General features: G+C 71.3%; 20 protein-coding genes and 1 pseudogene. 16 read left to right on the top strand and 5 right to left on the bottom strand.

Features of this window, described 5'->3' with window-relative positions; translation table 11 throughout:
* Positions 1-72 precede the first annotated feature (72 nt).
* From AB5J56_RS12410 to AB5J56_RS12395, 4 genes and pseudogenes are all read left to right on the top strand, one after another.
* Positions 73-1,401 carry a class I SAM-dependent RNA methyltransferase gene (locus AB5J56_RS12410; RefSeq protein WP_369232762.1) on the top strand — a complete coding sequence of 443 codons (1,329 nt, stop codon included), beginning with the start codon at positions 73-75 and terminating at the stop codon, positions 1,399-1,401.
* 15 nt (positions 1,402-1,416) lie between these two features.
* Entirely contained in the window at positions 1,417-1,740 is a 324-nt protein-coding gene (locus AB5J56_RS12405; RefSeq protein ID WP_369232761.1) for a hypothetical protein, read from the top strand.
* Positions 1,731-1,904, top strand: a pseudogene (locus AB5J56_RS12400) (acyl-CoA dehydrogenase family protein); the annotation flags it as partial. The gene AB5J56_RS12405 and the pseudogene AB5J56_RS12400, both read left to right, overlap by 10 nt.
* Before the next feature lie 158 nt (positions 1,905-2,062).
* Positions 2,063-3,496, top strand: a complete 1,434-nt coding sequence (locus AB5J56_RS12395; protein ID WP_369232760.1) for a glycoside hydrolase family 43 protein — start codon at positions 2,063-2,065, stop codon at positions 3,494-3,496.
* Positions 3,497-3,577: 81 nt separating this feature from the next.
* Here AB5J56_RS12395 and AB5J56_RS12390 read toward each other — a convergent pair whose 3' ends face one another.
* A complete protein-coding gene (locus AB5J56_RS12390) occupies positions 3,578-5,059 on the bottom strand; it encodes a long-chain fatty acid--CoA ligase (RefSeq protein ID WP_369232759.1) in 1,482 nt (493 codons plus the stop codon).
* Between the two features lie 176 nt (positions 5,060-5,235).
* On the opposite strand from AB5J56_RS12390, the gene AB5J56_RS12385 reads away from it, so the two are divergent.
* The 5 genes from AB5J56_RS12385 to AB5J56_RS12365 all read left to right on the top strand — a co-directional run bounded on the left by AB5J56_RS12385 (position 5,236) and on the right by AB5J56_RS12365 (position 10,284).
* A complete protein-coding gene (locus AB5J56_RS12385; RefSeq protein WP_369232758.1) occupies positions 5,236-5,946 on the top strand; it encodes a hypothetical protein in 711 nt (236 codons plus the stop codon).
* Positions 5,947-6,239: 293 nt separating this feature from the next.
* Entirely contained in the window at positions 6,240-6,779 is a 540-nt protein-coding gene (locus AB5J56_RS12380) for a sigma-70 family RNA polymerase sigma factor (protein WP_369242511.1), read from the top strand.
* A gap of 156 nt (positions 6,780-6,935) precedes the next feature.
* Positions 6,936-8,279, top strand: coding sequence for a PHB depolymerase family esterase (locus AB5J56_RS12375; RefSeq protein ID WP_369232757.1), 1,344 nt, complete (start codon positions 6,936-6,938; stop codon positions 8,277-8,279).
* Complete coding sequence (locus AB5J56_RS12370; RefSeq protein ID WP_369232756.1) at positions 8,276-9,604, top strand: SGNH/GDSL hydrolase family protein; 1,329 nt, start codon at positions 8,276-8,278, stop codon at positions 9,602-9,604. Before AB5J56_RS12375 ends, AB5J56_RS12370 begins: the two co-directional genes overlap by 4 nt.
* 53 nt (positions 9,605-9,657) lie before the next feature.
* Positions 9,658-10,284 carry an RraA family protein gene (locus AB5J56_RS12365; protein ID WP_369232755.1) on the top strand — a complete coding sequence of 209 codons (627 nt, stop codon included), beginning with the start codon at positions 9,658-9,660 and terminating at the stop codon, positions 10,282-10,284.
* Between the two features lie 33 nt (positions 10,285-10,317).
* Here AB5J56_RS12365 and AB5J56_RS12360 read toward each other — a convergent pair whose 3' ends face one another.
* The 3 genes from AB5J56_RS12360 to AB5J56_RS12350 form a co-directional block, all read right to left on the bottom strand.
* Entirely contained in the window at positions 10,318-12,039 is a 1,722-nt protein-coding gene (locus AB5J56_RS12360) for a hypothetical protein (RefSeq protein ID WP_369232754.1), read from the bottom strand.
* A 126-nt stretch (positions 12,040-12,165) separates the two neighbouring features.
* The gene (locus AB5J56_RS12355) at positions 12,166-12,585 is read right to left on the bottom strand and encodes a molybdopterin-binding protein (protein WP_369232753.1); all 420 of its coding nucleotides are present in this window, start codon (positions 12,583-12,585) and stop codon (positions 12,166-12,168) included.
* A 150-nt stretch (positions 12,586-12,735) separates the two neighbouring features.
* On the bottom strand, positions 12,736-16,890 hold the full coding sequence (locus tag AB5J56_RS12350; protein ID WP_369232752.1) for a molybdopterin-dependent oxidoreductase: 4,155 nt from the start codon (positions 16,888-16,890) through the stop codon (positions 12,736-12,738).
* A 237-nt stretch (positions 16,891-17,127) separates the two neighbouring features.
* Here AB5J56_RS12350 and AB5J56_RS12345 point away from each other — a divergent pair, with 237 nt between their 5' ends.
* The 4 genes from AB5J56_RS12345 to AB5J56_RS12330 all read left to right on the top strand — a co-directional run bounded on the left by AB5J56_RS12345 (position 17,128) and on the right by AB5J56_RS12330 (position 19,813).
* Complete coding sequence (locus AB5J56_RS12345) at positions 17,128-17,517, top strand: cell division protein SepF (protein WP_369232751.1); 390 nt, start codon at positions 17,128-17,130, stop codon at positions 17,515-17,517.
* 101 nt (positions 17,518-17,618) lie between these two features.
* Positions 17,619-18,812 (top strand): AAA family ATPase, encoded by a 1,194-nt coding sequence (locus tag AB5J56_RS12340; protein WP_369232750.1) that lies wholly within the window; start codon positions 17,619-17,621, stop codon positions 18,810-18,812.
* On the top strand, positions 18,809-19,141 hold the full coding sequence (locus tag AB5J56_RS12335) for a nucleotide pyrophosphohydrolase (RefSeq protein WP_369232749.1): 333 nt from the start codon (positions 18,809-18,811) through the stop codon (positions 19,139-19,141). Before AB5J56_RS12340 ends, AB5J56_RS12335 begins: the two co-directional genes overlap by 4 nt.
* Positions 19,142-19,342: 201 nt before the next feature.
* On the top strand, positions 19,343-19,813 hold the full coding sequence (locus AB5J56_RS12330) for a DUF6099 family protein (RefSeq protein ID WP_369232748.1): 471 nt from the start codon (positions 19,343-19,345) through the stop codon (positions 19,811-19,813).
* Positions 19,814-19,911: 98 nt separating this feature from the next.
* On the opposite strand, the gene AB5J56_RS12325 is transcribed toward AB5J56_RS12330, so the two are convergent.
* Positions 19,912-20,082 carry a hypothetical protein gene (locus AB5J56_RS12325; protein ID WP_369232747.1) on the bottom strand — a complete coding sequence of 57 codons (171 nt, stop codon included), beginning with the start codon at positions 20,080-20,082 and terminating at the stop codon, positions 19,912-19,914.
* Positions 20,083-20,321: 239 nt separating this feature from the next.
* Between AB5J56_RS12325 and AB5J56_RS12320 the strand changes: the two genes are divergently transcribed.
* From AB5J56_RS12320 to AB5J56_RS12310, 3 genes are all read left to right on the top strand, one after another.
* Complete coding sequence (locus AB5J56_RS12320) at positions 20,322-21,245, top strand: LLM class F420-dependent oxidoreductase (protein WP_369232746.1); 924 nt, start codon at positions 20,322-20,324, stop codon at positions 21,243-21,245.
* An 83-nt stretch (positions 21,246-21,328) separates the two neighbouring features.
* Positions 21,329-22,837 carry a 3' terminal RNA ribose 2'-O-methyltransferase Hen1 gene (locus AB5J56_RS12315; protein ID WP_369232745.1) on the top strand — a complete coding sequence of 503 codons (1,509 nt, stop codon included), beginning with the start codon at positions 21,329-21,331 and terminating at the stop codon, positions 22,835-22,837.
* Positions 22,834-25,380: a polynucleotide kinase-phosphatase gene (locus AB5J56_RS12310; RefSeq protein ID WP_369232744.1), complete on the top strand. Its 2,547-nt coding sequence runs from the start codon at positions 22,834-22,836 to the stop codon at positions 25,378-25,380. Before AB5J56_RS12315 ends, AB5J56_RS12310 begins: the two co-directional genes overlap by 4 nt.
* Positions 25,381-25,467: the final 87 nt, after the last annotated feature.

Below are 25,467 nucleotides of genomic sequence, written 5' to 3'. Positions count from 1 at the left end.
GGGCCCTGTCCACGTAGACTGGTGGGCTGTTGTCCGGCCGTTCCCCCTTCTCTTTTCTGGAGTCACCCCACCATGCAGGCAGAACCGAAGAATTCGCTGGTGGGGGAGGAGTACGAGGTCGAGATCGGCCCCGTCGCCCATGGTGGGCACTGCATCGCCCGTACGGACGAGGGCCAGGTCCTCTTCGTACGGCACACGCTGCCCGGCGAGCGGGTCGTCGCGCGCGTGACCGAGGGCGAGGAGGGCGCGCGCTTCCTGCGCGCCGACGCGGTGACGATCCTCACGCCCTCCAAGGACCGGGTCGAGGCGCCCTGCCCGTACGCCGGCCCTGGCCGCTGCGGCGGCTGCGACTGGCAGCACGCGAAGCCCGGCGCGCAGCGCCGCCTCAAGGGCGAGGTCATCGCCGAGCAGCTCCAGCGGCTCGCGGGGCTCACCCCCGAGGAGGCGGGCTGGGACGGCACGGTGATGCCCGCCGAGGGCGACAAGCTCCCGGCCGGCGAGGTGCCCCAGTGGCGTACGCGTGTGCAGTACGCGGTGGACGCAGACGGCAACGCCGGACTGCGGCGCCACCGCTCGCACGAGGTCGAGCCGATCGAGCACTGCATGATCGCCGCGCCCGGCGTCAGCGAGCTGGGCATCGAGGAGCGCGACTGGTCCGGCATGCAGTCCGTCGAGGCGATCGCCGCGACGGGCTCCCAGGACCGCATGGTGATCCTGGAGCCCCGCCCGGGCGCCCGCCTGCCCCTCGTCGAGCTGAACAAGCCGGTCTCGGTGATGCGCGTCGAGGAGCACGACGGCGGCATCCACCGCGTCCACGGCCGCGGGTTCGTCCGCGAGCGTGCCGACGGCCGTACGCACCGGGTCGGCAGCGGCGGCTTCTGGCAGGTCCACCCGCAGTCCGCCGACACCCTCGTCAAGGCCGTCATGCAGGGCCTGCTGCCCCGCAAGGGCGACATGGCGCTCGACCTGTACTGCGGCGTCGGCCTCTTCGCCGGCGCCCTCGCCGACCGCCTCGGCGACAAGGGAGCGGTCCTCGGCATCGAGTCCGGCAAGCGCGCCGTGGAGGACGCCCGCCACAACCTCGCCGCCTTCGACCGCGTCCGCATCGAACAGGGCAAGGTCGAGACGGTCCTCCCGCGCACCGGCATCACCGAGGTCGACCTGATCGTCCTGGACCCGCCCCGCGCCGGCGCAGGCAAGAAGACGGTCGAGCACCTCTCGTCGCTGGGCGCCCGCAAGATCGCGTACGTCGCCTGCGACCCGGCGGCGCTGGCACGGGACCTGGCGTACTTCCGCGACGGCGGGTACAAGGTGCGGACGCTGCGCGCGTTCGACCTGTTCCCGATGACGCACCATGTGGAGTGCGTGGCGATTCTGGAGCCTGTAGCCAAGGGGGCCTGACCTGCGCTTCTGCGCGTGCGCATGAGGGTCACCGGCGCCGAGGACGGTGCGGGCCCAGTGCAGTTCGTCCGTCGTCGCCGCGAATCCGTCGGCCACGTACGGGAGTTGGTGCGGATGGATGCAGAGCTTGCCCGTGAAGCCCAGGCGTCGGGCGTGGGCGAGGTCGGCGTCGAGGGCTTCCGTGTCCCGTACGGCGGTGGTGACGCCGTCGACCGGCGGGCCGATGCCGAGCTGGCCGGTGAGGTCGACGTTGCCGAAGGCGGCCCGGACGACACGGGGCGTGGCGCACACCTCGTGGGCCCGCTCCATGCCGAGGGCCGTCTCGATAAATGGCCCTGACCGAACCAGGCGGCGGCTCGGACCTGCAGGCCATGCGCACCGTCGCTCGCGGGGACGGCGACGGCGGATACGTGGTCGACGGGGCGAAGACCTGGATCACCAACTCGCGGCGCTCCGGCCTGATCGCCCTGCTGTGCAAGACCGACCCGGACGCCACTCCGGCTTAGGCGGCACTTGCGCATGCCGGAGGGATTGACGCACCTGGCTTCCGGCACTTAGCGTCTGCCCGGCTCTGCGAACGTCGTTCGATAAATCGAACCGTGGATCGTCGTGCCACTGACGCCGCCCGATCATGGCACTCGCAGAACGACAGGAGACGTACATGGCCGCGCTTCGCGCCCGGCTGTCGGCGATACTGGTCGCCGCCTGCCTGCTCTTCACAGCCCAGGTCGTGACGGCACCGGAGCGGGCCGCCGCCGCTGACCCGGGCTACCTGATGGCGCACTTCATCGGGGAGGGGGCGACCGGCCAGCAGATCTACTTCTCGCACAGCACGGACGGCCTGCACTGGACCGACCTCAACGGCGGAGGAGCGGTCCTGCGCTCCACGGTGGGCACACGCGGGGTGCGTGACCCCGCCCTGGTCCGCTCTCCGGACGGCAGCCGGTACTGGATCATCGCGACCGACCTGTGCATCGACTGCGGTCAGTCCTGGGACGACTCCACCTCCAACGGCAGCCGCAACCTCGTGGTCTGGGAGTCGAAGGACCTGGTCACCTGGTCGCAGCCGTGGCTGTTGAATGTCGCGGGCGCGATCCCCGACGGGCGCAACGCGTGGGCGCCGGAGGCGATCTGGGACCCGGAGACCAACGACTACGTCCTGTACTGGGCGACCAACGCCACCCTGAACGGCGTGCTGAAGCACCGCATCTACTACGCCCGCACCACGGACTTCCGCGGCATCACCACCCCGCAGCTCTACATCGACCGCCCCGGCACACAGGGCATCATCGACACCCAGATCGTCGAGGAACCGGCCGGCGTCGGCACATACCGCTACGTACGCGCCTCCGGCGACGGCCAGATCACGCTCGAAGGCAGCAACTCGATCCTCGGAACGTGGACCACCATCGGCAACCTCTCCGGCATCGGCCTCACCGGCTCCCAGGTCGAAGGCCCGATGTGGATGAAGTTCCGCGATCGCAGCGAGTGGGCGCTCTACCTCGACCAGTACGCCGCCGGAAAGGGGTACATGCCGGTCCTGACCACCGATCCGTCCACCGCCGGCACCTACAGGCTTCCGGCGTCGGGAAGTTACGCCATGGGCGGGACCAAGAAGCGGCACGGCGAGATCCTGAACCTGACAGCAGCCGAGGAGAGCCGGGTGCAGGCGCGCTTCGCCAACACCGCGGTCAACCGGCTCCAGTCGTACAACTTCCAGGACCGCTACGTACGGCACACGAACTTCGACGTACGCATCGACCCCGGCGTCAGCCCCGCCCAGGACGCCCAGTTCCGGCTGCGGTCCGGCCTGGCGGGCTCCGGCACCGTCTCCTTCGAGTCGGTGAACTTCCCCGGGTACTTCCTGCGGCACGACGGGTCCGACTTCCAACTGGTCCACAACGACGGCACCACCGCGTTCGCCGAGGACGCGACCTTCCGCCAGGTCGGCGGGCTCGCCGACTCGGCATGGTCGTCGTTCCAGTCGTACAACCACCCCGACCGCTACATCCGCCACTACGCGTACCAGCTGAAGCTCGCCCCGATCAGCACCGCGACGGAGCGCAGCGACGCCACCTTCCGTGTGACGAGCTGACCCGACGCGGGGGTGAGGGGGACTTCTGCCACGTCCGGGCCGCGGTTTCTGTGCCGCGGCCCGGACGTGTGCGTGGGCCGGTCAGCTCGGGAGGGTGATCTCCCGCTTGAGGATCTTGCCGCTGGCGCCCTTCGGGAGGGCGTCCAGGAAGACGATCTCGCGGGGGTACTTGTACGGTGCCACGCGGTCCTTGACGAACTGCTGGAGTTCCGTGGGGTCTTGACCGACTCCGGGGCGCAGGACCACGGCGGCGGCGATGTCCTCGCCGAGGGTGTCGTGGGGGATGCCCAGGACGGCGGCTTCCAGGACGTCGGGGTGCTCGTAGAGGACCTCTTCGATCTCGCGCGGGTAGACGTTGTAGCCGCCCCGGATGATCATGTCCTTCTTGCGGTCGACGACGAAGAGGTAGCCGTCCTCGTCCTCGCGGACCAGGTCGCCGGTGCGCAGCCAGCCGTCCACGATCGTCTCCGCCGTCGCCTCCGGAAGATTCCAGTAACCCTTCATCACGTTGTGCCCGCGGACGGCGAGTTCGCCCGTCTCGCCGCGCGGCACCGGTGTCCCGTCGGGGCCGAGGACCCGGACCTCGACGCCGTCGATGGGGGTGCCCACCGACCCGGGCTTGCGCGGCCGGTCGGGGTGGTTGAAGGAGACCACCGGCGAGCACTCGGACATGCCGAAGCCCTCCAGGATGGCGCAGTCGAACTGCTTCTCGAAGGCGTGCAGGACGGGGACGGGCAGGGAGGCGCCGCCGGACACGCACAGCCGCACCGAGGAGGTGTCCGTCCCGGAGGGCTGTTGCAGCAGGGCCGCGTACATGGTGGGAACGCCCTCGAAGATCGACACACGGTCCCGCTCGATCGCGCGCAGCACCTCGGCCGGGTCGAACCGCGGGACGAGCACCAGACAGGCGCCCTGTCTGAGGGCCGCGTTCATCGCGCAGCCCTGCCCGAAGATGTGGAAGAGCGGCAGACAGCCCAGCATCACGTCCTGCTCGCTGAGGTCGAAGAGCCGGGTGACCACCTCGACATTGCGCGCGAGGTTGTCGTGGGACAGCTCGGCGCCCTTGGGGCGGCCGGTCGTTCCCGAGGTGTAGAAGATGGCTGCCGTCGCGTCGCCGGTCCGGTCGGCCACCGCGGCCAGCGGCTCGAACGACCCCGCACCGGCGGTCACATCGGCCATGTCGACGCGGACGAGGCGGGTGCCGGTGGCCTGCGCGGCGGGCTCCGCCTCCGCCAGGGACAGGTCGGTCGTGAACAGGTGGCCGGCGCCCGAGTCGGACAGGTAGTACTCGATCTCCCGCGCCTTGAACAGCGGGTTGACGGGGACGACCGTGCCGCCGGCGCGCAGGATGCCGTAGTAGAGGACGACGAAGGCGGGCACGTTCGGCAGCATCAGCCCGACCCGGTCGCCGGGGCGCAGCCCGTCGGCGGTCAGGGACGCCGCGACCCGGGCGGACATGACGTCCACCTCGGCGTACGTCCAGGTCCGGTCGCCCAGCCGCAGAGCCGGCCGGTGTGGGTGACGTGCCGCGGTGAGCACGAGGTTGTGTGCCAGGTTTGCCATGATCTACAGCTCCTCGATGGGGCGGCGGCCAGGGTCCGTCCCGGGATCGTGACACGTCCTCTTGCAGGGATTCTTGTGCCGTGGTCCGGATCACATGCCTCGGGCTGAGTGCGGGGCCGGGGTGCCTTCCGTACCCACCCGTGACGGCCGTCGCCTGGATGCGAGGATGGGGCGCCATGACTGCTGGGTGGTGTTCTCGCACAGTACGGGCCGCGGTGTTCGCGGCCGTCTGTGTGCTGCTCGCCGCCCTGGCACACGTCGTCATGTCCGGTCACCACGTGCCCGGTTGGGCTCTGGCCGTCGGCGCCGTCGTGACCGGCACGGCGGGCTGGTGCCTGGCCGGCCGTGAGCGGGGGCTGCCGATCGTCGTCTCCGTGGTGGTCGCCGTGCAGACGGCTCTTCACTCCGCGTTCTCGCTTGCGGAGTCGGGATCCATGGGCGTGGGACCCATGGGCCTGGGATCCATGGGCGTTGGGCACATGGGCCGAGACGACATGAGTTCCGGGCACATGGACATGAGCCACATAGGCAGGAGCCACATGGGTTCCGGCCAAATGGACATGAGCCACATGGGTCCGGGCCATATGGATCACGCCGGGCAGGTGATGGGCGGCTCCTCGTCGTTCGGCATGCTCGGCGCCCACCTGCTGGCCGCCCTGTTGTGCGGGCTGTGGCTCGCGTACGGGGAGCGGGCCGCGTTCCGCATTCTGCGGGCCGTCGCCGGTCGGCTGGCCGCGCCGCTTCGGCTGCTGCTCGCTCTGCCCGTTCCGGCGGATCGCCCGCGCCTCCGTCCCCGCCGGCACCGCTCGGGCCGGACGCCGCGCCTTCTCCTTCTCGTCCACGCGATCACTTCTCGGGGTCCGCCCCCGGGGACCGCTGCCGCCTGACGGCAGCCGGTAGCCCCGAGGCAGCCCGTGTGCGGCCTCGGGCCTCGCCGTACGCCCACACCGCCCACGCACCGGCAGTCGGCACTCCGCACTCCGGTACGTCGATACGTCGGTGCAGGCGTCGTACGGCCGTACCCCACGTACCGGATCGCGGACCCGGCGTGCCCCGCGCGCGCCCTCGGTCCGGGCCCCGGACGACCCGAGAAGGACACCAGGTGATCACTCCTGCCCCGCCCGCCTCGCGCGACATCGGCGACGGAGGCGCAACCGATACGGGCCACCCCAGGGAAGCGATGGACGACTCCACGACCGCCTGGGCGCTCGCCGCCCGTGGCGGTGACGCGGACGCCGTCGAGCACTTCGTCCGCGCCCTCCACCGCGACGTCCGGCGCTACGTCGCCCATCTGTGCGCCGATCCACAGGCCGTCGACGACCTGGCCCAGGACACGTTCCTGCGCGCACTGGGCAGCCTGCACCGATTCGAGGGGCGTTCCTCGGCCCGCGCCTGGCTGCTGTCGATCGCCCGGCGCGCGGTGATCGACAGCTATCGGTACGCCGCCGCCCGGCCCCGCCTCTCCGACGCCCCGGACTGGCAGCTGGCCGTCGAGCTGGCCCAGCCATGCGGGCTGCCGGGTTTCGACGACGGCGTCGCGCTGCTCGATCTGCTGGCCGCGCTGCCCGAGGAGCGGCGCGAGGCGTTCGTCCTGACCCAACTCCTCGGCCTGCCCTACGCGGAGGCGGCCGAGGCGAGCAACTGCCCTGTCGGCACAGTGCGTTCGCGGGTGGCGCGAGCCCGCGCGACCCTCGCGGACCAGCTGACCGAAGTCGCCTGAAAAGCTGTCGCACCGCCGCCTGGGACACCGGCGGCGGTGCGACCGGCAAGAGCTCCGGCAAGCGCTTTCCGGCCATTGCGTGGGAGCGCTTCCATGGCTGCCGTGTCCATGCCACGATGCTTCGCAATTCCTCCTGCTGACGGAAGGGGCAAGGACGTGTCCACGACTGCCGGCAACACCGCACACGATGTCAGGAGAGCACTGCGCAAGGTGCTGGTGGCGCTGCTCGGAGCGCTGCCGTTACTCGCCGCAGTGCTCTGCGCGGCACCCGCGGCCTCAGCCTCGGTCGCCCCCGTGACCCCGGCCCGCCCCCAAGTCGCCGCCGCGGCCCTCACCGAGGTCACCGACTTCGGCACCAACCCCAGCAATCTGCAGATGTACCTGTACGTGCCGGCCAGTGTCACCGCGCACCCCGCGGTCGTGGTGGCCGTGCACTACTGCACGGGCTCCGGTCCGGCGATGTACTCCGGCACCGAGTACGCCTCGCTGGCCGACCAGTACGGCTTCATCGTCGTCTATCCGTCCGTCACCCGGGCCAGCAAGTGCTTCGACGTCTCCTCGCCGCAGGCACTGCACCGCGACGGCGGCAGCGACCCGGTGGGCATCAAGTCCATGGTCGACTGGGTCACCCGTACGTACAGCGCCGACACCAGCAGGATCTTCGCCACCGGGATCTCCTCCGGCGCGATGATGACCAACGTCCTGCTCGGCGACTACCCCGACGTGTTCGCGGCGGGCGCCGCGTTCTCGGGTGTGCCGTTCGGCTGCTTCGCCACCACCGACGGCTCCGAGTGGAACAGCGCGTGCTCGGGCGGCACGGTGATCCACACGCCGCAGGAGTGGGGCAACCTCGTGCGGGGCGCGTACCCCGGCTACTCCGGGCCCCGGCCGCGTATGCAGGTCTGGCACGGCACCGACGACGAGACCCTGCGCTACCCCAACTTCGGCGAAGAGATCAAACAGTGGACCAACGTGCTCGGCGTCAGCCAGACACCGGCCGCCACCGACTCGCCCCAGTCCGGCTGGACCCGTACCCGCTACGGCTCCACGGGTGACCGTGCTCCTGTGGAGGCGATCAGCCTTCAGGGCGTCGGCCACAACCTGTACACCTGGGGCATGGGGGCCCGCGTCCTCACGTTCTTCGGCCTCGACAGCGGGGGCTCCGTGCCCCAACCCCCGGCGGGCGCCTGCAAGGTGACGGCCACGACCAACGCCTGGAACACCGGTCTGACCGCCTCGGTGACCGTCACCAACACCAGCACCTCGGCCGTCAACGGCTGGAAACTCGGCTTCACCCTGCCCTCCGGCCAGACCATCACCAACGGCTGGGGTGCCACCTATGCCCCCGCGAGCGGCAACGTGACCGCCACCAACGCCGGTTACAACGGCGCGATCGCCCCGGGCGCGAGCGTCAGCATCGGCTATCAGGCGACGCACACCGGCAACAGCGCCGCGCCCACCGCCTTCACCCTCAACGGAACGGTCTGCACGGTCACATGATGCCGAAACTGCTGCCGAAGCGCTTGTCGCGCGAGGTGCCGCTCGTCCACCTCCTCACCGTCTGCGTCCTCGCCCTCGCCCTGGTCTGGACGTCGACCGCCGTCCAGGCCACGGGCGGGAAACCGGCGCCCGGCCGGAGCTGGGTGAACACCTGGACGGCGATGCCGCAACTCACCGAACCCGGCAACCTGCCGCCCGCCCCGTTCACCGGGAGCGCCTCGACGCTCGTCGACACGACGCTGCGTCAGACCGTGCACGTCGCCACCGGCGGCGCCCGCATCCGGCTCCGCTTCTCCAACGCCTTCGGTGGGACCCCGCTGCCGCTCACCGCGGTGACGGTGGCGCTGCCGGCGGAGGGGCGGGCCGGTGTCAGCGCCGTCGAGGCCGGTTCCGTACACCGGGTGACGTTCGCCGGGCGGGACTCGGCGACCGTGCCTGCGGGGGCCCAACTGGTCTCCGACGCCCTGGACTTCGACCTCCGGCCGGGCTCCAACCTGACGGTCACCGCCTACCTGGCCGAGGGGCAGGCGTCGCTCGCCCTCACCTCCCACCCCGGCTCCCGCACCACCTCGTACCTCCTCAAGGGCGGCGACCACACGCGGGACGCCGACCTGCCGCAGGCGACGCCGGTCGATCACTGGTACCTGCTCAGCGATGTCGAGGTCCTCTCCCGTCCCGGTACCGCAGCCGCCGCGGTACTGGGTGACTCCCTCACCGACGGCCGCGGCTCCACCACCAACGCCAACAACCGTTGGCCCGACCAGCTTCTGGACCGGCTCCGGGCGCACCCCGGCACCGACGACGTGGCCGTTCTGAACCAGGCGGCAGGCGGCAATCGCGTCCTCAACGACGGCCTCGGCCCCAATGTCCTCGCCCGCCTCGACCGCGATGTCCTGGCCCGCAGCGGCGTCGCCTGGCTGATCGTCTTCGAGGGCGTCAACGACATCGGCACCGCCGACGCCACCCCGGCCGCCCAGAGCCGCGTCGCCACCGAACTGACCGCCGCCTACGACCAGATCGTCGTCCGGGCGCACGCCCAGGGCATCCGCGTGTACGGCGCGACGCTGCTGCCCTTCGGCGGCAACTCGCCGTACGACGACGCCGACGGGCTGCGTGAATCGACGCGGCAGACGGTCAACACCTGGATCCGCACCAGCGGCCGCTTCGACGCCGTCATCGACTTCGACCGCGCGGTCCGCGACCCGGACAACCCCCGGCGCCTGCTCCCGTCCCTCCAGGTCGGTGACTGGCTCCACCTCAACCCCGACGGCTACCGGGCGCTGGCCGCCGCCGTACCCTTGGGGCTCTTCCCCGACCGAAAATGAGGCCGCGGCAGCGCCTCGGCAGGGTCGCGTGACAACCCACGGAGGGCCGGGCCATGAACGCCGTCACCGGATTCGAGCACGTACCCACGACGACTCTCGCCGTTCTCGTGGGACGAGCGCAGGTCATGGACATCGGTGTACGGCCGCTGTGGTCCCCGCCGCCGCGCGTGGCGGGCCCGGCGTTCACCGTGCGGTGCCCTCCCGGGGACAACCTCATGCTGCACGCGGCGATCCACCGCGCGGCGCCCGGCTCGATCCTCGTGGTCGAGTCGGGCGGCGACGTGGAATACGCGCTCGCCGGAGGAAACGTCTGCGCGATCGCCCAGCGCCGGGGGATCGTCGCCCTCGTGGCCGACGGAGTGATCCGCGACCTCGCCGAGGTGCGCGACATGGGCTTTCCCGTCTTCGCCCGCGGAGTCATCCCCGTCCCGGGGGAGAAGAAGGCCGTCGCACCGCTCAACACCCCGGTGCTGTGCGGCGGCGTGACCGTGCACCCCGGCGACATCGTCGTCGCCGACGAGGAGGGCGTCGCGGTCGCCCCCGGCGCCCGCCAGGAGGAGGTACTCCGCGCCGCGCGGGCCGCGTTGGCGAAGGAGGCCGACGAAACCCTCGACGAGTGGGAGGCGGCCCACCGGGCCCGCGTCGACAAGCTGCTCGCCGAGGGCGGCTTCGAGGGCTGAACTCAGCAACAGCGATGCCGAGTTGGGCGTCGCTCAGGCCCGGGTGCCTCGGTCCAGTCGTACGTCCGCGCTCGACAGTGTCATCGGCGTGGCGGTGAACGCCCTTACCCGGATGCGCACTCCGGGCCGCGGGAGCGGGAACCGGCCGTCGGGCGGCCGGAGTTCGTAGCGGGCCGAGGCGTGGCCGTCGAGTACGACCGGGCCTCGGACCAGGATCCAGAAGCGGTTCATGCCCTGGCCCGTGGTCAGCGTGAAGTGCGGGCGCAGGGCCGTGTCGTCGTTGTTCGTGATGCGCAGGGTGAGCTCGGTCAGGGCGCCGCGGGAGCGGTGCGCGTCGAGCACGTGCATGCGCAGCGGCGGCGTCCCCGTCGCCGCCACGGTCACGGCCGCGAGCGACGGGCACAGCAGGAGCACGGTCACCGCGAGCCGGGCCCGGCGACGCTGCGGCCCGCGCAGGAAGGCGGGCCGCGGCTGCCACGCGGTGGTGAACGACGGCGGCGGCGCGGTGACGGCCGCGGCCAGCCACAGCGGGGTCATCAGCAGGTAGTAGCCGTCCTGGGAACGCGTCGCCGCATAGAACGCGCACCATGGCAGCACGGTCGCCGCCGGGCCCAGCCGGCGGACGAAGAGCACGAAGAGCGCCAGCAGCCCGGCGGCCAGCAGCAGGCTCGCGTGGGAGTACCAGACGAGCCGGTCGCTGCCGTCGGTGAAGTAGAGCGAGAGGTCCACCAGGCCCTGGCCGTGGATGACGGCGCCCTGGGTGAGGGGGAGCGCGATGCCGGACAGCCAGGCGCTCGGTTCGTGCAGGATGAAGTAGGCGTTGATCAGCAGCCAGGTCGCCGCGGCGACGCCGACGATCCGCCCGACGGCCGCCGCGGCCCCGCGTGGCCCCAGCTCACCGCGGCGCAGCGCGTACACCCCGGCGAGCAGGAACGGCGCCAGGAACCACGGGAGTTGCTGCGCCGCGCAGGCGGCGCCCAGGCATGCCGCCCGCACCCAGTCGCCCCGCCCGCCGCCGCCCATCCGCGGCCAGCCCACCACCACCGGGATCAGCAGGGCGAGCGCGACGACCGCCGGATAGCCGAGGCGGGCGTAGGTCGGCAGCAGGCCGAAGCCGAGGCAGACCAGTGTGGCCGCCGAGCGCCACGGCGCAGGCAGCAGCCGCCACATCACGATCGTCCCCACGATCAGCGCGCCGGTGCTGACCAGCGTTGCCGCGGCCGCCCCGTGTCCCAGCCACAGCAGGGGCGAGGTGAGCAGCAGGGACAGTGGCGGATAGCCGTACGTGAAGTCGTAGCCGCCGGTCGCCGTCGGGGTGAGCGCGACGCCGTGGCCGAAGAGCCAGGGCCACGGCTGCCCGTAGACCGGGTGACCGGCGAGGAACTGATGGGCGGCCTGTGTGGTCAGGACCGCCTCGTCACTGCCCGCGTGCTTCATGGCGTACGCGCACAGGGTGAGCGTCACGGCCGTCACCAGTACGACGAGGTCGAGACGGGCCAGCGTACGGCTGCTGCGCACGACCAGCGCCAGCACGCCGGTCACCAGGATGGCGGCGTAGCAGAGGGAGATGGCCGCGGCCACGAGGGGGCGGTGGCTGGCGGCCTGCACCCAGACGTCGCGTGTGCCGATGAACAGGCTGATGTCGGCGAGCAGGGTCAGGACGCGGTGCCACTGAGGCGGGGTCTCGTCCGGTGTCCACGCCTGTGCGGGGGCCCGCCGACGGGTGGGCGGCGGGCTCGTTTCTGCCAAGTACACGGCGTTGAACGCTAATTCCCGCAGGTGAGCGGGGTGTCGCGGGATGTGAAAAGTCCGGTGTGAGGCGGGTAAGAAGCGGAGCCCGCGGGGACGTCGTTCGCGGGGCTGCCCCCGTCGGGCCGGGTGTCAGGCGTTGGAGAGGGACACCTCGGTCGACTTGATGAGTGCCACTACGGGGGTGCCGGAGGTCAGGCCGAGCTCTGTGACCGCGTCCTTGGTGATCGCGGAGGTCAGCTCTGAGCCCGTGACGTCGACCTTGACGCGGGCCATGGCGCCGCCGGTGGCGACGTCGGTGACCGTGCCCGGGAGCTGGTTGCGGATGCTCACCCCGTCCACCGGGCCGACGGCCAGGGACACCTCCGTCGACTTGACCAGGGCGCGGACCTTGGACCCCGGGGCGAGCCCCAGATCCTCGACGGCCTCCAGGGTGACGGCCGCGGTCAGGTTCTGGCCCCCGTCGAGACGGACCTTGACCGTCGCCATCACCTCGCCCGGGGTGACGGAGGTGACGGTGCCGGGGAGCTGGTTGCGGATGCTCAGGCTCATGAGGGACGCCTCGATTGCGTAGGAGGGTGACGGTTTTGCTCAATTATGTACACGTCTCACTACGTATCGCGGATGTACGGAGCGCGCGAGTACACGTCGCGCACGTACGCGTCTCAGTGCACGTCGCGCACGTAAAGGCACGTACACCTGTCAGTACACGTCGCGCACGTACCGCTTGTCGGCCGCGAGTTGCTTGACGTAGGCGGTGGCCTCCGCCTCGCCGAGGCCGCCATGCGCGACGGCGATGTCCCGCAGCGCCCGGTCGACGTCCTTGGCCATGCGGGAGGCGTCCCCGCAGACGTAGAAGCGGGCGCCGTCCTGGAGCCAGTGCCACAGCTCGGGCCCGTGCTCGCGCATCCGGTCCTGGACGTAGACCTTGGAGCGCTGGTCGCGGGAGAACGCCGTGTCCAACCGGCTGAGCGTGCCGTCCTGTTGAAAGGCCGTCAGCTCGTCCTCGTAGTAGAAGTCGGTGGCGCGGTGCTGCTCGCCGAAGAACAGCCAGTTGGGTGCCCGGTGCCCGAGCGCCCGCCGCTCCTCCAGGAACCCGACGAACGGCGCGACCCCGGTGCCCGGGCCGACCATGATCATAGGCGTCGAGGGGTCGGCCGGAGGCCTGAAGTGCGGCGACCGCTGGACGAAGACCGGGACGGCGATGTCCGGCTCGGCGTCGGCGAGAAAGGGCGAGCAGACCCCGTTCCTGGGGCGCCCGAGCAGGTTCTCGTACCGCACGACGGACACCGTCAGCGACACCCGGCTCGGGTCGACGAGCGGGCTCGACGATATGGAGTACAGCCTTGGCTGAAGCCGTTTGAACACCCCCGCCCACTCCTGCGCCGAGGCGCGCACGGGATGCTCGGCGACGGCGTCGACAGCCTGTCGCCCCCAGGACCACTGCGCCAGCCCGTCCTTGTTGTCCGGCCGCAGCAGCCGCTTCAACTCCCGGTTGTCCTGAGTGCGTTCGGACAGGAAGCGAAGCAGGTCCGGGGTGATACTGGTGATGTCGAGGTGCCGTTCCAGGGCCTTGGCGAAGGGCACTTCGCCAACTCCGTTGATGTCTACGGCAGTCGAGTGGCCGACGCCGGATATCGCGAGCCATTCCTCCACCAGCCGGGGCGAGTTGACCGGCCGTACGCCGAGCGCGTCACCCGTCTCGTACGTCAGCGGGGTCCCGGTCGTGTCGAAGGTGAACCGGCGGACCTCCTTGCCCGCGCCGGGCAGGCTGAGCAGCCGGTTGCCGGCGAGGCGGACGGTGGCGGGCGCGGCCTTCGGCGCCCGCGCGGCCGACGGGGCGGGCGCTGTCACCTGGGCCGGCACTGTCACCTGGGCCGGGATCACCTTCGGCGGTGCGGTCTCCGCGCTGCTCAGCGCGCCGAGGACCCGGTCGAGCCAGGCGTCAGCGGACGGCTCGTAGTCCGGCTCGCAGTCCGTGCGGGGCGCCAGGCGTACGGCGCCCAACTCGTCGAGGCGCGCGTCCAGTCGGCGTCCGTGGCCGCAGAAGTCGTCGTAGGAGGAGTCCCCGAAGGCCAGCACGGCGTAGCGCACGCCGTCGAGCCGCGGGGCCTCCTGTCCGGCGAGGGCGTCCCAGAAGCCGGAGCCGTTGTCGGGGGCGTCGCCGTCGCCGAACGTGCTGGTGATCAGCAACAGGTCGGCGCCGCGCGGGAGTCGGGCCAGGTCCGTGTCGTCCATGCCGGCGAGGGTCGTCCGATGCCCGGTCGAGGAGAGCCGCTCGGCGGTGGCCGCCGCGAACTCCTCGGCGGTGCCGGTCTGCGAGGCCCAGAGCACGACGACCTCACGCCCGCTCGGCTCCGGGGGCGCCGCCACGGTCCTGGAGTACATCCCGGCCAGCACACCGTTCACCCAGAGCGCGTGCTCGGGGCTGAAGGGCGCCTCCGGCGGAAGAACCGGAACACCGGGAAGCCCGGATTCGAGCCCGGCGAGGAACCCGGTGAGGTACTGGCGCTCCTGGGCGGAGAGCACGGGCGGCGAACTGGGGATGAGGCCGAAGGCCTCAGCCCGTCGTGGGGGTCCCCCCGCTCGAGCGAAGCCGAGAGTGGGGGAGTTCGAGGACGAGGCCGTCAGGCCGACAGGGGGGTCTGGGGGCGCAGCGCCCAGGGACGGGACGGGAAGGGGCGGAGGGGGCGAAGAAACCCGCGCAACGGACACCGCACACATCTTGAACCCCGGCTGGAACGACACCGGATCCACCGCATCACTGGTCACGGCGTTGATGCTCAGATACTCCCCGAACAGGTCGTTCCAGTGAAAGGGAGCGAACAGGCACCCTGGCCGCACCCGGTCCGTCACCACCGCGGACAGCACGGCCCGCCCCCGCCGCGAGGCGACCTCCACCGAGTCGCCGTCCGCGACGCCCAGCGCCGCCGCGTCCCGCGGATGCACCTCCACGAACGGCCCGGGGTTCAGCTTGTTGAGCTTGGCGACCTTGCCCGTCTTCGTCAGCGTGTGCCACTGGTGCTGCACCCGCCCGGTGTTGAGCACGAACGGGAAGTCGTCGTCCGGCATCTCCGCGTCGGGAAGGTGCGGTCGTGCGAAGAACACGGCCCGACCGCTCGGCGTGGGAAACGTCAACTCGCCTCCGCCGGCGTCCACATACCGGATCGGATTGCGCGACGGCCCGTCCTCCCGCGCCGCCGGCCACTGCACGGGCGTCTCCCGGAGCCGCTCGTAGGTGACACCCCGCAGGTCGTACCCGGTCTTCGGGTTCCAGGCCCGCTTGATCTCCTCGAAGACCTGCTCGGCGCTGTCGTAGGAGAACCCCTTCTCGTACCCCATCTCGCGGGCGACGGCCGCGATGATCCGCCAGTCCGCCATCGCCTCACCGGGCGGCTCGACGGCGGGCTGTGCGAGCGTGAGGTTTCGCTCGCTGTTGATGAGGACGCCCTCGGTCTCGGTCCACAGTGCGCCCGGCAGCACGACATCGGCGTACGCGTTGGTCTCCGTCTCCGCGAAGACGTCCTGTGTGACGACGAAGTCGGCGGCTTCGAGGCCCTCGATGACCGTCTTCCGATTCGCCACCGAGGCAACGGGGTTGGTACAGATGATCCAACAGGCCCTGATCTCGCCGTCGGCCATCTTCCGGAACATCTCGACGGTGCCCTTGCCGACCCCGTCCGCGCGGATCGTGCCGGGCGGCAGCTCCCACAGCTCCTCGACGAACGCCCGCTCCTCGTCGACCAGCACGGACCGCTGGCCGGGCAACCCCGGTCCCATGTAGCCCATTTCGCGCCCGCCCATCGCGTTGGGCTGCCCGGTGAGCGAGAACGGGCCGCTGCCGGGCCGGCATATCGCCCCGGTCGCGAGATGCAGATTCACCAGGGCGTTGGTGTTCCAGGTGCCGTGCGTGGACTGGTTGAGCCCCATGGTCCAACAGCTCGTCCACTCACCGGACTTGGCCGCCTCGCCGATGAGACGCGCCGCCTCCCGGATGTCGTCCTCGGCGAGCCCGGTGAGGCCCGCGACGACGTCGGGCGGATAGTCGGCGAGGAACTCGGGCATCGCCTCCCAGCCCTCGGTGTGCTCGGCGATGAAGCCGGGATCGGTGTGCCTGTTCTCGTGCAGCAGGTGCAACAGCCCGTTGAGCAGCGCCAGATCGGCCCCCGGCCTGATCTGCAGGAACAGATCGGCCTTGGCGGCGGTCGCGGTGCGCCGCGGGTCGACGACGATCAGCTTGGCGCCCGCCTTGACCCGCTCCATGAGCCGCAGGAAGAGGATGGGATGGCAGTCGGCCATGTTCGAGCCGATGACGAGGAAGAGGTCCGCCCGGTCCAGGTCGTCGTACGAGCCGGGCGGCCCGTCGGCGCCCAGCGACAGCTTGTATCCGGCGCCCGCACTGGCCATGCACAGCCGGGAGTTGGACTCGATCTGGTTCGTCCGCACGAATCCCTTGGCCAGCTTGTTCGCCAAGTACTGCGCTTCCAGGCTCATCTGCCCGGACACGTAGAACGCGACGGCGTCCGGACCGTGCTCGTCGACGATGCGGCGCAGCCGGCGGGCCGTCTCGCGGATCGACGCGTCCACGGGCGCGGGCACCGGCTCCTCGCCGCGGTCGTCCCGCACAAGCGCGGTGGTCAGCCGGCCGGGCGCGGCGAGCATGTCCGCGGTGGTCGCGCCCTTGGTGCACAGCCGTCCGGCGTTCGCCGGGTGGGCCTTGTCGCCGGACGCCTTCAGGACCGTACGCCGCCCGTCGGGGCCCATGCCGATGTCGAGGACCATGCCGCAGCCCACACCGCAGTACGAGCAGACCGTCCGCACCCGGCTGTCCTCGCTCTGCGGGCCTTGTACGGCCACGGGCTGCCCCTTCCGACGTTGTCCGATGTCGGTGAGCGTACGAATTGCCCGTTACGCGGATGTCACGTCGTTCGATCATGGAGAGTTACGCCGTCTGCACAGCCGCCTTCCGGCCGATGTGAGGCCGATGTGAGGTCGAGGGAGTCGCGGACCGTGTCGCTGTTCGGCCGAACGGGTGACCATGCGTAAGAATGCGTCGGTGCAGATATCGAGTGCGAGCCAGGGCGGGGTGGGCCAGTGAACAGCCACGACGTCACCGATGAACAGTGGGAAGGGCTCGCCCAGGTCGTTCCGTTGCGCGGCCGGGACGCCTGGCCCTCCGCGGTCGGTCACCGGGCGATGCCCGAGGCCGAGACCGAGACGCGGCGCCGCTTCGTCGTCCTGCGGATCAACGTGTTCGCGGACGCCCGCGAGGTCGCCGAGACGCTGATGGCGGGCATCCCCGTCCTGCTCGACCTGACCAGCGCGGAGACCGAGGTCGCCAAGCGGGTCCTGGACTTCAGCACGGGCGTCGTCTTCGGCCTCGCGAGCGGTATGCACCGGGTCGACCGGAACGTGTTCCTGCTGACACCGCCCGGCACCGAGGTGCGCGGGCTGATGGAGGGGGCGGGGATCCCGGAGAGGTGATCCCGGGGCCACCCCTGTACCGGGCTCTCCCGGTCGCTCGATCGTAGGAAGATCGCCCGGACGGAACGGTTCGCCTGTCGGCGCGGGCCTACCGTCCGGATATGACTCTGACATCTCCGGAGGCCCCCGCCGAGGCCGAGGCGCGCCCGGACCGGCCGAGCGTCACCGAGCTGCGGCTCGCCGCCTTCGCCGGGCACCGGCGCGCCAGGTTTCCGCTCGGCCCGCTCACCCTCTTCGCCGGGCCCAGCGGCAGCGGCAAGACCGGTGCCCTGCGGGCGTACGAGGCGCTGGCGCGGCTCGGCGGCGGCGCCGGGCTCCACGAGGTGTTCCCCGACCCGGTAGCGTATGTGCCCGAACGGGCCAGGCCCGACGCCCAGCGGCGCCGCGGGTTCCGCATCGGCTGCACGGCCGAGGGCCCCGAGGGACCCGTCCGGCTCGACGTCGCCGTACAGGCCGAGCCGGATCTGCGCATCGTGGGCGAGCGGCTGACCGCGGGCGGGCTCGTTCTCCTGGAGACGGCCTTACGAGACCCGGGGCGCCCCTTCGTGCAGGCGGCCTGGCACACGGCGGGTGGGTCCCCGGTGACCCGGGGGCCGCTCCCCGACGACCGCCTCGGCACCGCACTCCTGCCGCTGCGCGTCGCGGGCCGGACGGACGGGGAGCGCCAGGTCCTCGCGGCCGCCGAGCAGATGGTGGTCGCACTGCGCTCGGTCTTCGCCTGCGACCCGGTCCCCGGCAGCATGCGCGCGGCCGTCCCGCTCGGCGAGGGACGGCTCCTGCGCGGCTGCGACAACCTCGCCGAGGTGTTGTGGCGCACGCGGTCGGAGTGCAGCCGACGGCACGGGCAACTGGTCGCGGCGGTCCGGGCCGGATGCGCGGGACCCGTCGCGGAGGTGCTCGCCGAGCAACTGGGCGACGGCAGGGTGCGCGCCCTCCTCGACCGGGGTGACGGCGTCCGGACGCCCCTCGGGCTGCTCGGTGACGGGGAGTTGAGGTATCTGGCGCTGGCCCTCGTGCTGCTCACCGGCCCCGGAGTGCTGGAGGTCGACCAGGCCGGAGAGGTCCCCGCCGCCCTGCAGACCCTGACGGTCCTGGCCGACGGCCTCGACCGCGGCCTGGACGTCCGGCAGACCGGGGAGCTGGTCCGGCTGGCGGCGCGGATGTGCGAGCGCGGGCACATTCGGCTGGTGGGCACGGTGAGCGAGGCGGCGTGGGCTGCGGATACGGGTACGGGGCCGGGCGTGGCCGGGGCGGCGGAGGCGGCCGGGGCGACGGTGGTACACCTGAGGCCGTGACTGAACTGGACGTAGCGAAGCTGCAGCGCAGGCTGGCCGAGTTCGCGGCCGCGAGGGACTGGGGGCGCTACCACACCCCCAAGAACCTGGTCGCCGCGCTGAGCGTGGAGGCCTCCGAACTCGTCGAGATCTTCCAGTGGTTGACCCCGGAGGAGTCGGCGCGCGTCATGGACGACGCGGACACCGCGCACCGTGTCACGGACGAGGTGGCCGACGTCCTCGCGTATCTGCTCCAGCTGTGCGAGGTACTCGGCATCGACCCGTTGTCGGCGCTCGATGCGAAGATCGACAGGAACGAGCGGAGGTTCCCGGCGCCGGAGGGGCCGTGAGGGGCCGTGAGGGGCGCCGCGAGGAACGGACGCTGAATTCGGTCACTCTCCGGAGTTACGAAGTTGTCCACACTCAACTCCGTGTCCACAGATTTCGGGCTACCTCTGGCTTTTCGTCGCGCGGAAGCTCACTCTGGGTAGTGGACAACGGAGTTCGGGCGGACGCGTGACAGCGCGTCGGGGACGGAGCGGGGGCGGCGCATGGACGCAGTGCGGCTCATCATGGCGAGCAGAGGTGCCCTGGCGGAGAGCGGCGACACACGGGAGGTGCTGGCGGAGGTCTGGCAGGCGCAGTCCCTGGCCCAGGCGATAGGCAGCCGCTTCGCGGTCTCCGGCCCACCCGAACTGCGCGGCGAGGCGCTGGGTCTGACCGAGCTGGCGGGCAGAGGCTGCGGCGTCCTCGAAGCCCCCACCGTCGACGTCAAGACGTTACGAGCCGCCCAGCTCACCGAGTTGGGCGACGCCCGCGAGGCCCTGCTCTGCCTGGGCGGCCTCCTCGGCGAGGTCGGCATAGCCCTGGTCGGCGTCGCCTGCGCCGCGGACGACGAGGCGACGTACTGGCAGTGCATGGAGGCGATCGACGCGGCGGACGAGTCCAGGGACCGGGTCCTGGAGATGCTGAGACGCCTGGCGGCGAGGGATCAGGAGGTCAGGGAGCGGGATTCGGCGTAGACAGGCGAGGCCGTCGGGGGAGTTTGAGGACCAGGCCGTCCAGGCCGAAGGGGGGTCTGGGGGCGCAGCCCCCAGAGAGACAGCAACAGACGGAGACCTCAGCCCTGGCCGGACTCGTCCGAGAGAGCAGGTCGTCCCCCGGACGACTGCAGATCCGCGTCGAGCTGCGACAGATCCGCGTTCAGCGCCGCCATCAGCTCCTCCATCTGTTGAAGCAGCCCCTTCGGCGGTGCGGGCGCGGCCTGCTGCGGCACGGCTTCTTGGGACATGACGGGCTCCTCGGCCTATGGCCCCGTAAGAGGGGCCGGTGCGGGTGACGCCCCGGCAACCGCCGGCGACGGGATGGCCGGGCGGTCCGGCTCCGCCCGAGCCAACGATCACCGACGACCGGGGTCACTGGCGCGGGCCCGTACCGCATGCGGGGTTGACGGATTTCACCCGACCGAGGACGGGAGGACGCGGCGGGACCAGTGGGGTTGACCGGCCCACCACCGTGCAGGATGGATGTATGGACCTTCGAATTTTCACCGAGCCCCAGCAAGGGGCGACCTACGACACCCTGCTCACCGTGGCGAAGGCCACCGAGGACCTCGGCTTCGACGCCTTCTTCCGCTCGGACCACTATCTCCGCATGGGCTCCGCCGACGGCCTCCCGGGTCCGACCGACGCCTGGATCACCCTGGCCGGGCTCGCCCGTGAGACCAAGCGCATCCGGCTCGGCACGCTGATGACCGCCGGCACCTTCCGGCTGCCCGGCGTTCTCGCCATCCAGGTCGCGCAGGTGGACCAGATGTCCGGCGGCCGGGTCGAACTGGGCCTGGGCGCGGGCTGGTTCGAGGAGGAGCACAAGGCGTACGGCATCCCGTTCCCCAAGGAGAAGTTCGCCCGCCTGGAGGAGCAGCTGGCGATCGTCACAGGACTGTGGGCGACCGAGGTCGGCGAGACGTTCAGCCACCACGGCACGCACTACGACCTGACCGACTCGCCCGCCCTGCCCAAGCCGGCCCAGGCGAAGATCCCGGTCCTCATCGGCGGCCATGGCGCGACCCGCACCCCGCGGCTCGCCGCCCTGTACGCGGACGAGTTCAACATGCCCTTCGGCTCGATCGAGGACAGCGAGCGCCAGTTCGGCCGGGTGCGCGACGCGGCGGAGGAGGCGGGCCGCAGGGGCCCCGACCTGACGTACTCGAACGCGCTGGTGGCCTGCGTCGGCAAGAACGCCGACGAGGTGTCGCGCCGGGCCGCCGCGATCGGCCGCGACGTCGACGAGCTGAAGGCGAACGGACTGGCGGGCTCCCCGGACGAGGTCGTCGAGAAGATCGGCCGGTACGCGGAGATCGGCTCCCAGCGGCTCTATCTCCAGATCCTCGACCTCGACGACCTCGACCACCTGGACCTGATCTCCTCCCAGGTGATGTCGCAGCTGCAGTAGGACGTGTCATGGGTGTGTCCCAACCCCCGGCGTGGGTGAAATTCCCTGGTGGGGGACGGGGCGTACCTCCCATACTCGGACATGTGTTCCTGACGATCAGTGCCACAGGCACCCCACAGCGCCCCGCGACCGATCTCGGCCTTCTGCTGCACAAGCATCCCGACAAGGCGCAGGCGTTCTCGACGTCCTACGGCAAGGCGCACGTCCTCTACCCCGAGGCGTCCGTCGAGCGGTGCACGGCCGCGCTGCTGCTGGAGGTCGACGCGGTGGCGCTGGTGCGGCGGGGCAAGGGCAAGGGGCGTGGCGGGGCACCGGACGCGGCGCTCGCGCAGTACGTCAACGACCGCCCCTACGCGGCCTCGTCGCTGCTCGCCGTCGCCCTGAGCGCCGTGTTCTCCAGCGCGATGAAGGGGCAGTGCGCCGCGCGGCCCGAACTGCCCGCGCTTGCGCTCCCGCTCCGCATCGAGGTGCCCGCACTCCCCGCACGTGGTGGCGCGGACCTCGTGCGGAAGCTCTTCGAGCCGCTGGGCTGGACGGTGACGGTCGAGGCCGTGGCGCTGGACCCGGAGTTCCCCGAGTGGGGCGACTCGCGGTATGTGCGGCTCGTACTGGAGTCGGAGCGGCTGACCCTGGCCGAGGCGCTGCGGCACCTCTATGTGCTGCTGCCGGTGCTCGACGACGCCAAGCACTACTGGGTGTCCTCCGACGAGGTCGACAAGTTGCTGCGGGCCGGTGAGGGCTGGCTGCCCGACCACCCGGAGCAGCAGCTGATCACCAGCCGTTATCTGTCGCGTCGCTGGTCGCTGACGCGTGAGGCGATGGAGCGGCTCGAACTCGTACGGCTCGCCGAGGCGGACGACAGCGAGGTCGAGGAGATCGACAACGCGGTCGAAGAGCAGCCGGAGGGCGAAGCGGCACAGGACGCCGCTGATGCCGAGGAGAAGGCCGTGCCGCTCGCTCTGCAGCGGCGCGACGCGATCCTCGCCGCGCTGCACGCCTCGGGCGCCGGCCGGGTTCTCGATCTCGGCTGCGGACAGGGCCAGTTGGTGCAGGCGCTGCTGAAGGACCCGCGGTTCACCGAGATCGTCGGCGTGGACGTGTCGATGCGCGCGCTCACCATCGCCTCGCGGCGGCTCAAGCTGGACCGCATGGGCGAGCGGCAGGCCGCGCGGGTGCAGCTCTTCCAGGGCTCGCTCGCATACACCGACAAGAGGCTCAAGGGCTACGACGCCGCCGTGCTCAGCGAGGTCGTCGAGCACCTCGACCTGCCACGGCTGCCCGCCCTGGAGTATGCGGTGTTCGGCTCGGCCCGCCCGAGGACCGTCCTCGTGACGACGCCGAACGTCGAGTACAACGTCCGCTGGGAGACCCTCCCGGCCGGGCACACCCGGCACGGCGACCACCGCTTCGAGTGGACGCGCGAGGAGTTCCGCGGCTGGGCGCACACGGTGGCCGAACGGCACGGCTACGGCGTGGAGTTCGTGCCCGTCGGCCCGGACGACCCCGAGGTGGGGCCGCCGACCCAGATGGCCGTCTTCAGCGTGAAGGACACCCTGAACAACCCGACCGCGAAGGAGGAGAAGGCCGCATGACGAACCAGGCCGAACCCCGGGTGCGCACCCTGCCCGTCACCGACCTCTCCCTCGTGGTCCTCGTCGGCGCCTCCGGCTCCGGCAAGTCCACCTTCGCGCGACGGCACTTCAAGCCGACCGAGGTCATCTCCAGCGACTTCTGCCGCGGCCTGGTCGCCGACGACGAGAACGACCAGAGCGCCAGCCGGGACGCCTTCGACGTGCTGCACTACATCGCGGGCAAGCGTCTCGCGGCGGGACGGCGCACCGTCGTCGACGCGACCAACGTGCAGCAGGACAGCCGCCGTCAGCTGATCGACCTCGCCAAGAAGTACGACGTGCTGCCGATCGCCATCGTGCTCGACGTGCCCGAGGAGGTGTGCGCCGAACGCAACGCCGCCCGCACCGACCGCGCCGACATGCCGCGCCGCGTCATCCAGCGCCACATCCGTGAACTCCGCCGCTCGCTACGGCAGTTGGAGCGCGAGGGTTTCAGGAAGGTGCACGTCCTGCGGGGCGTCGAGGAGATCGAGAGCGCCGAGGTCCGCACCGAGAGGCGCTTCAACGACCTGACCCACCTCACCGGACCGTTCGACATCATCGGCGACATCCACGGCTGCGCCTCCGAGCTGGAGACCCTGCTCGGCAGGCTCGGCTACGTCGACGGGGCGCACCCGGAAGCCCGTACGGCCGTCTTCGTCGGCGACCTCGTCGACCGGGGCCCGGACACCCCCGGTGTACTGCGCCGGGTGATGTCCATGGTCGCGACGGGCAACGCCCTGTGCGTCCCGGGCAACCACGAGAACAAGTACGGGCGTTACCTCAAGGGCCGCCAGGTCCAGCACACGCACGGACTCGCCGAGACCATCGAGCAGATGGAGGGGGAGAGCGACGAGTTCAAGCAGCAGGTACGGGAGTTCGTCGACGGGCTGGTCAGCCACTACGTCCTCGACGGCGGGCGTCTCGTCGTCTGCCACGCCGGTCTGCCCGAGCGCTACCACGGCCGCACCTCGGGCCGGGTGCGCTCGCACGCGCTGTACGGCGACACGACCGGCGAGACCGACGAGTTCGGGCTGCCGGTGCGCTACCCGTGGGCGGAGGACTACCGGGGCCGGGCGGCAGTGGTGTACGGCCACACACCCGTGCCCACGGCCACATGGCTGAACAACACCATCTGCCTCGACACGGGCGCTGTGTTCGGCGGCAAGCTGACCGCGCTGCGCTGGCCTGAGCGCGAGCTGGTCGACGTACCGGCCGAGAAGGTCTGGTACGAGCCGACCAGGCCGCTGGCCTCCGAGGCGCCCGGCGGGCACGAGGGGCGGCCGCTCGACCTGGCGGACGTGCACGGGCGCCGGGCGGTGGAGACCCGGCACGCCGGGCGGGTCTCCGTCCGCGAGGAGAACGCGGCCGCGGCCCTGGAGGTCATGAGCCGCTTCGCGATCGACCCCCGGCTGCTGCCGTATCTGCCCCCGACCATGGCACCGACCGCGACCTCGCACATCGAGGGCTACCTGGAGCACCCGGCGGAAGCCTTCGCGCAGTACAAGGAGGACGGGGTCGCGCGCGTCGTGTGCGAGGAGAAGCACATGGGGTCGCGGGCGGTGGCGCTGGTCTGCCGTGACGCGGACGCGGCGCGCGAGCGGTTCGGGGTCGAAGGGCCCACGGGGGCGCTGTACACGCGCACCGGGCGGCCCTTATTCGACGACGCCGCCGTCACCGAGGAGATCCTCGGGCGGCTGCGGGCCGCTGTCGCGGAGGCAGGTCTCTGGGAGGAGCTCGACACCAACTGGCTTCTGCTGGACGCCGAGTTGATGCCCTGGTCGCTGAAGGCGTCCGGGCTGCTGCGCTCGCAGTACGCCGCCGTGGGTGCCGCGTCCGGGGCCGTGTTCCCGGGGGTGCTCGCCGCGCTCGAAGGGGCAGCGGGACGGGGTGTTGATGTGGCGGACCTCCTTGGCAAGCACCGCGAACGGGCCGCCGACGCCGCCGCGTTCACCGACGCGTACCGGCGCTACTGCTGGACGACGGACGGCCTGGACGGGGTGCGGCTTGCCCCCTTCCAGATCCTCGCCGTCCAGGGGCGCAGCCTCGCCGCGCTCCCGCACGACGAACAGCTGGCGCTGATCGACCGGCTCGTCGAGCACGACGGCAGCGGGCTGCTGGCGACCACGCGGCGGCTCTACGTCGACACCGGGGATGCGGCGTCCGTACAGGCCGGCGTCGACTGGTGGCTGGAGATGACCGTGCGCGGGGGCGAGGGCATGGTCGTCAAGCCGGTCGGGGCGGTGGTGCGCGGGGAGAACGGACGGCTCGTGCAGCCCGGCATCAAGTGCCGCGGGCGGGAGTACCTGCGGATCATCTACGGGCCGGAGTACACCCGGCCCGAGAACCTCGCTCGGCTGCGGGGGCGGTTCCTGAACCACAAGCGGTCGCTCGCGATCCGGGAGTACGCGCTCGGGCTGGAGGCGTTGGACCGGCTGGCGGAGGGGGAGCCGCTGTGGCGGGTGCATGAAGCGGTGTTCGGGGTGCTGGCGTTGGAGAGCGAGCCGGTGGATCCTCGACTGTGACGTGTGGGGCGGCTGGGGTTGCTGATGACCTCGTCCTCAAACTCCCCCACGCTCGGCTTCGCTCGAGCGGGGGGACCCCCACGACGG

It is taken from the genome of Streptomyces sp. R21 (assembly GCF_041051975.1).
In the GTDB taxonomy this organism is placed as follows: domain Bacteria; phylum Actinomycetota; class Actinomycetes; order Streptomycetales; family Streptomycetaceae; genus Streptomyces.
The sequence above is the reverse complement of the archived record's forward strand: the minus strand, read 5'-3'. Positions and strand labels throughout refer to the sequence as shown.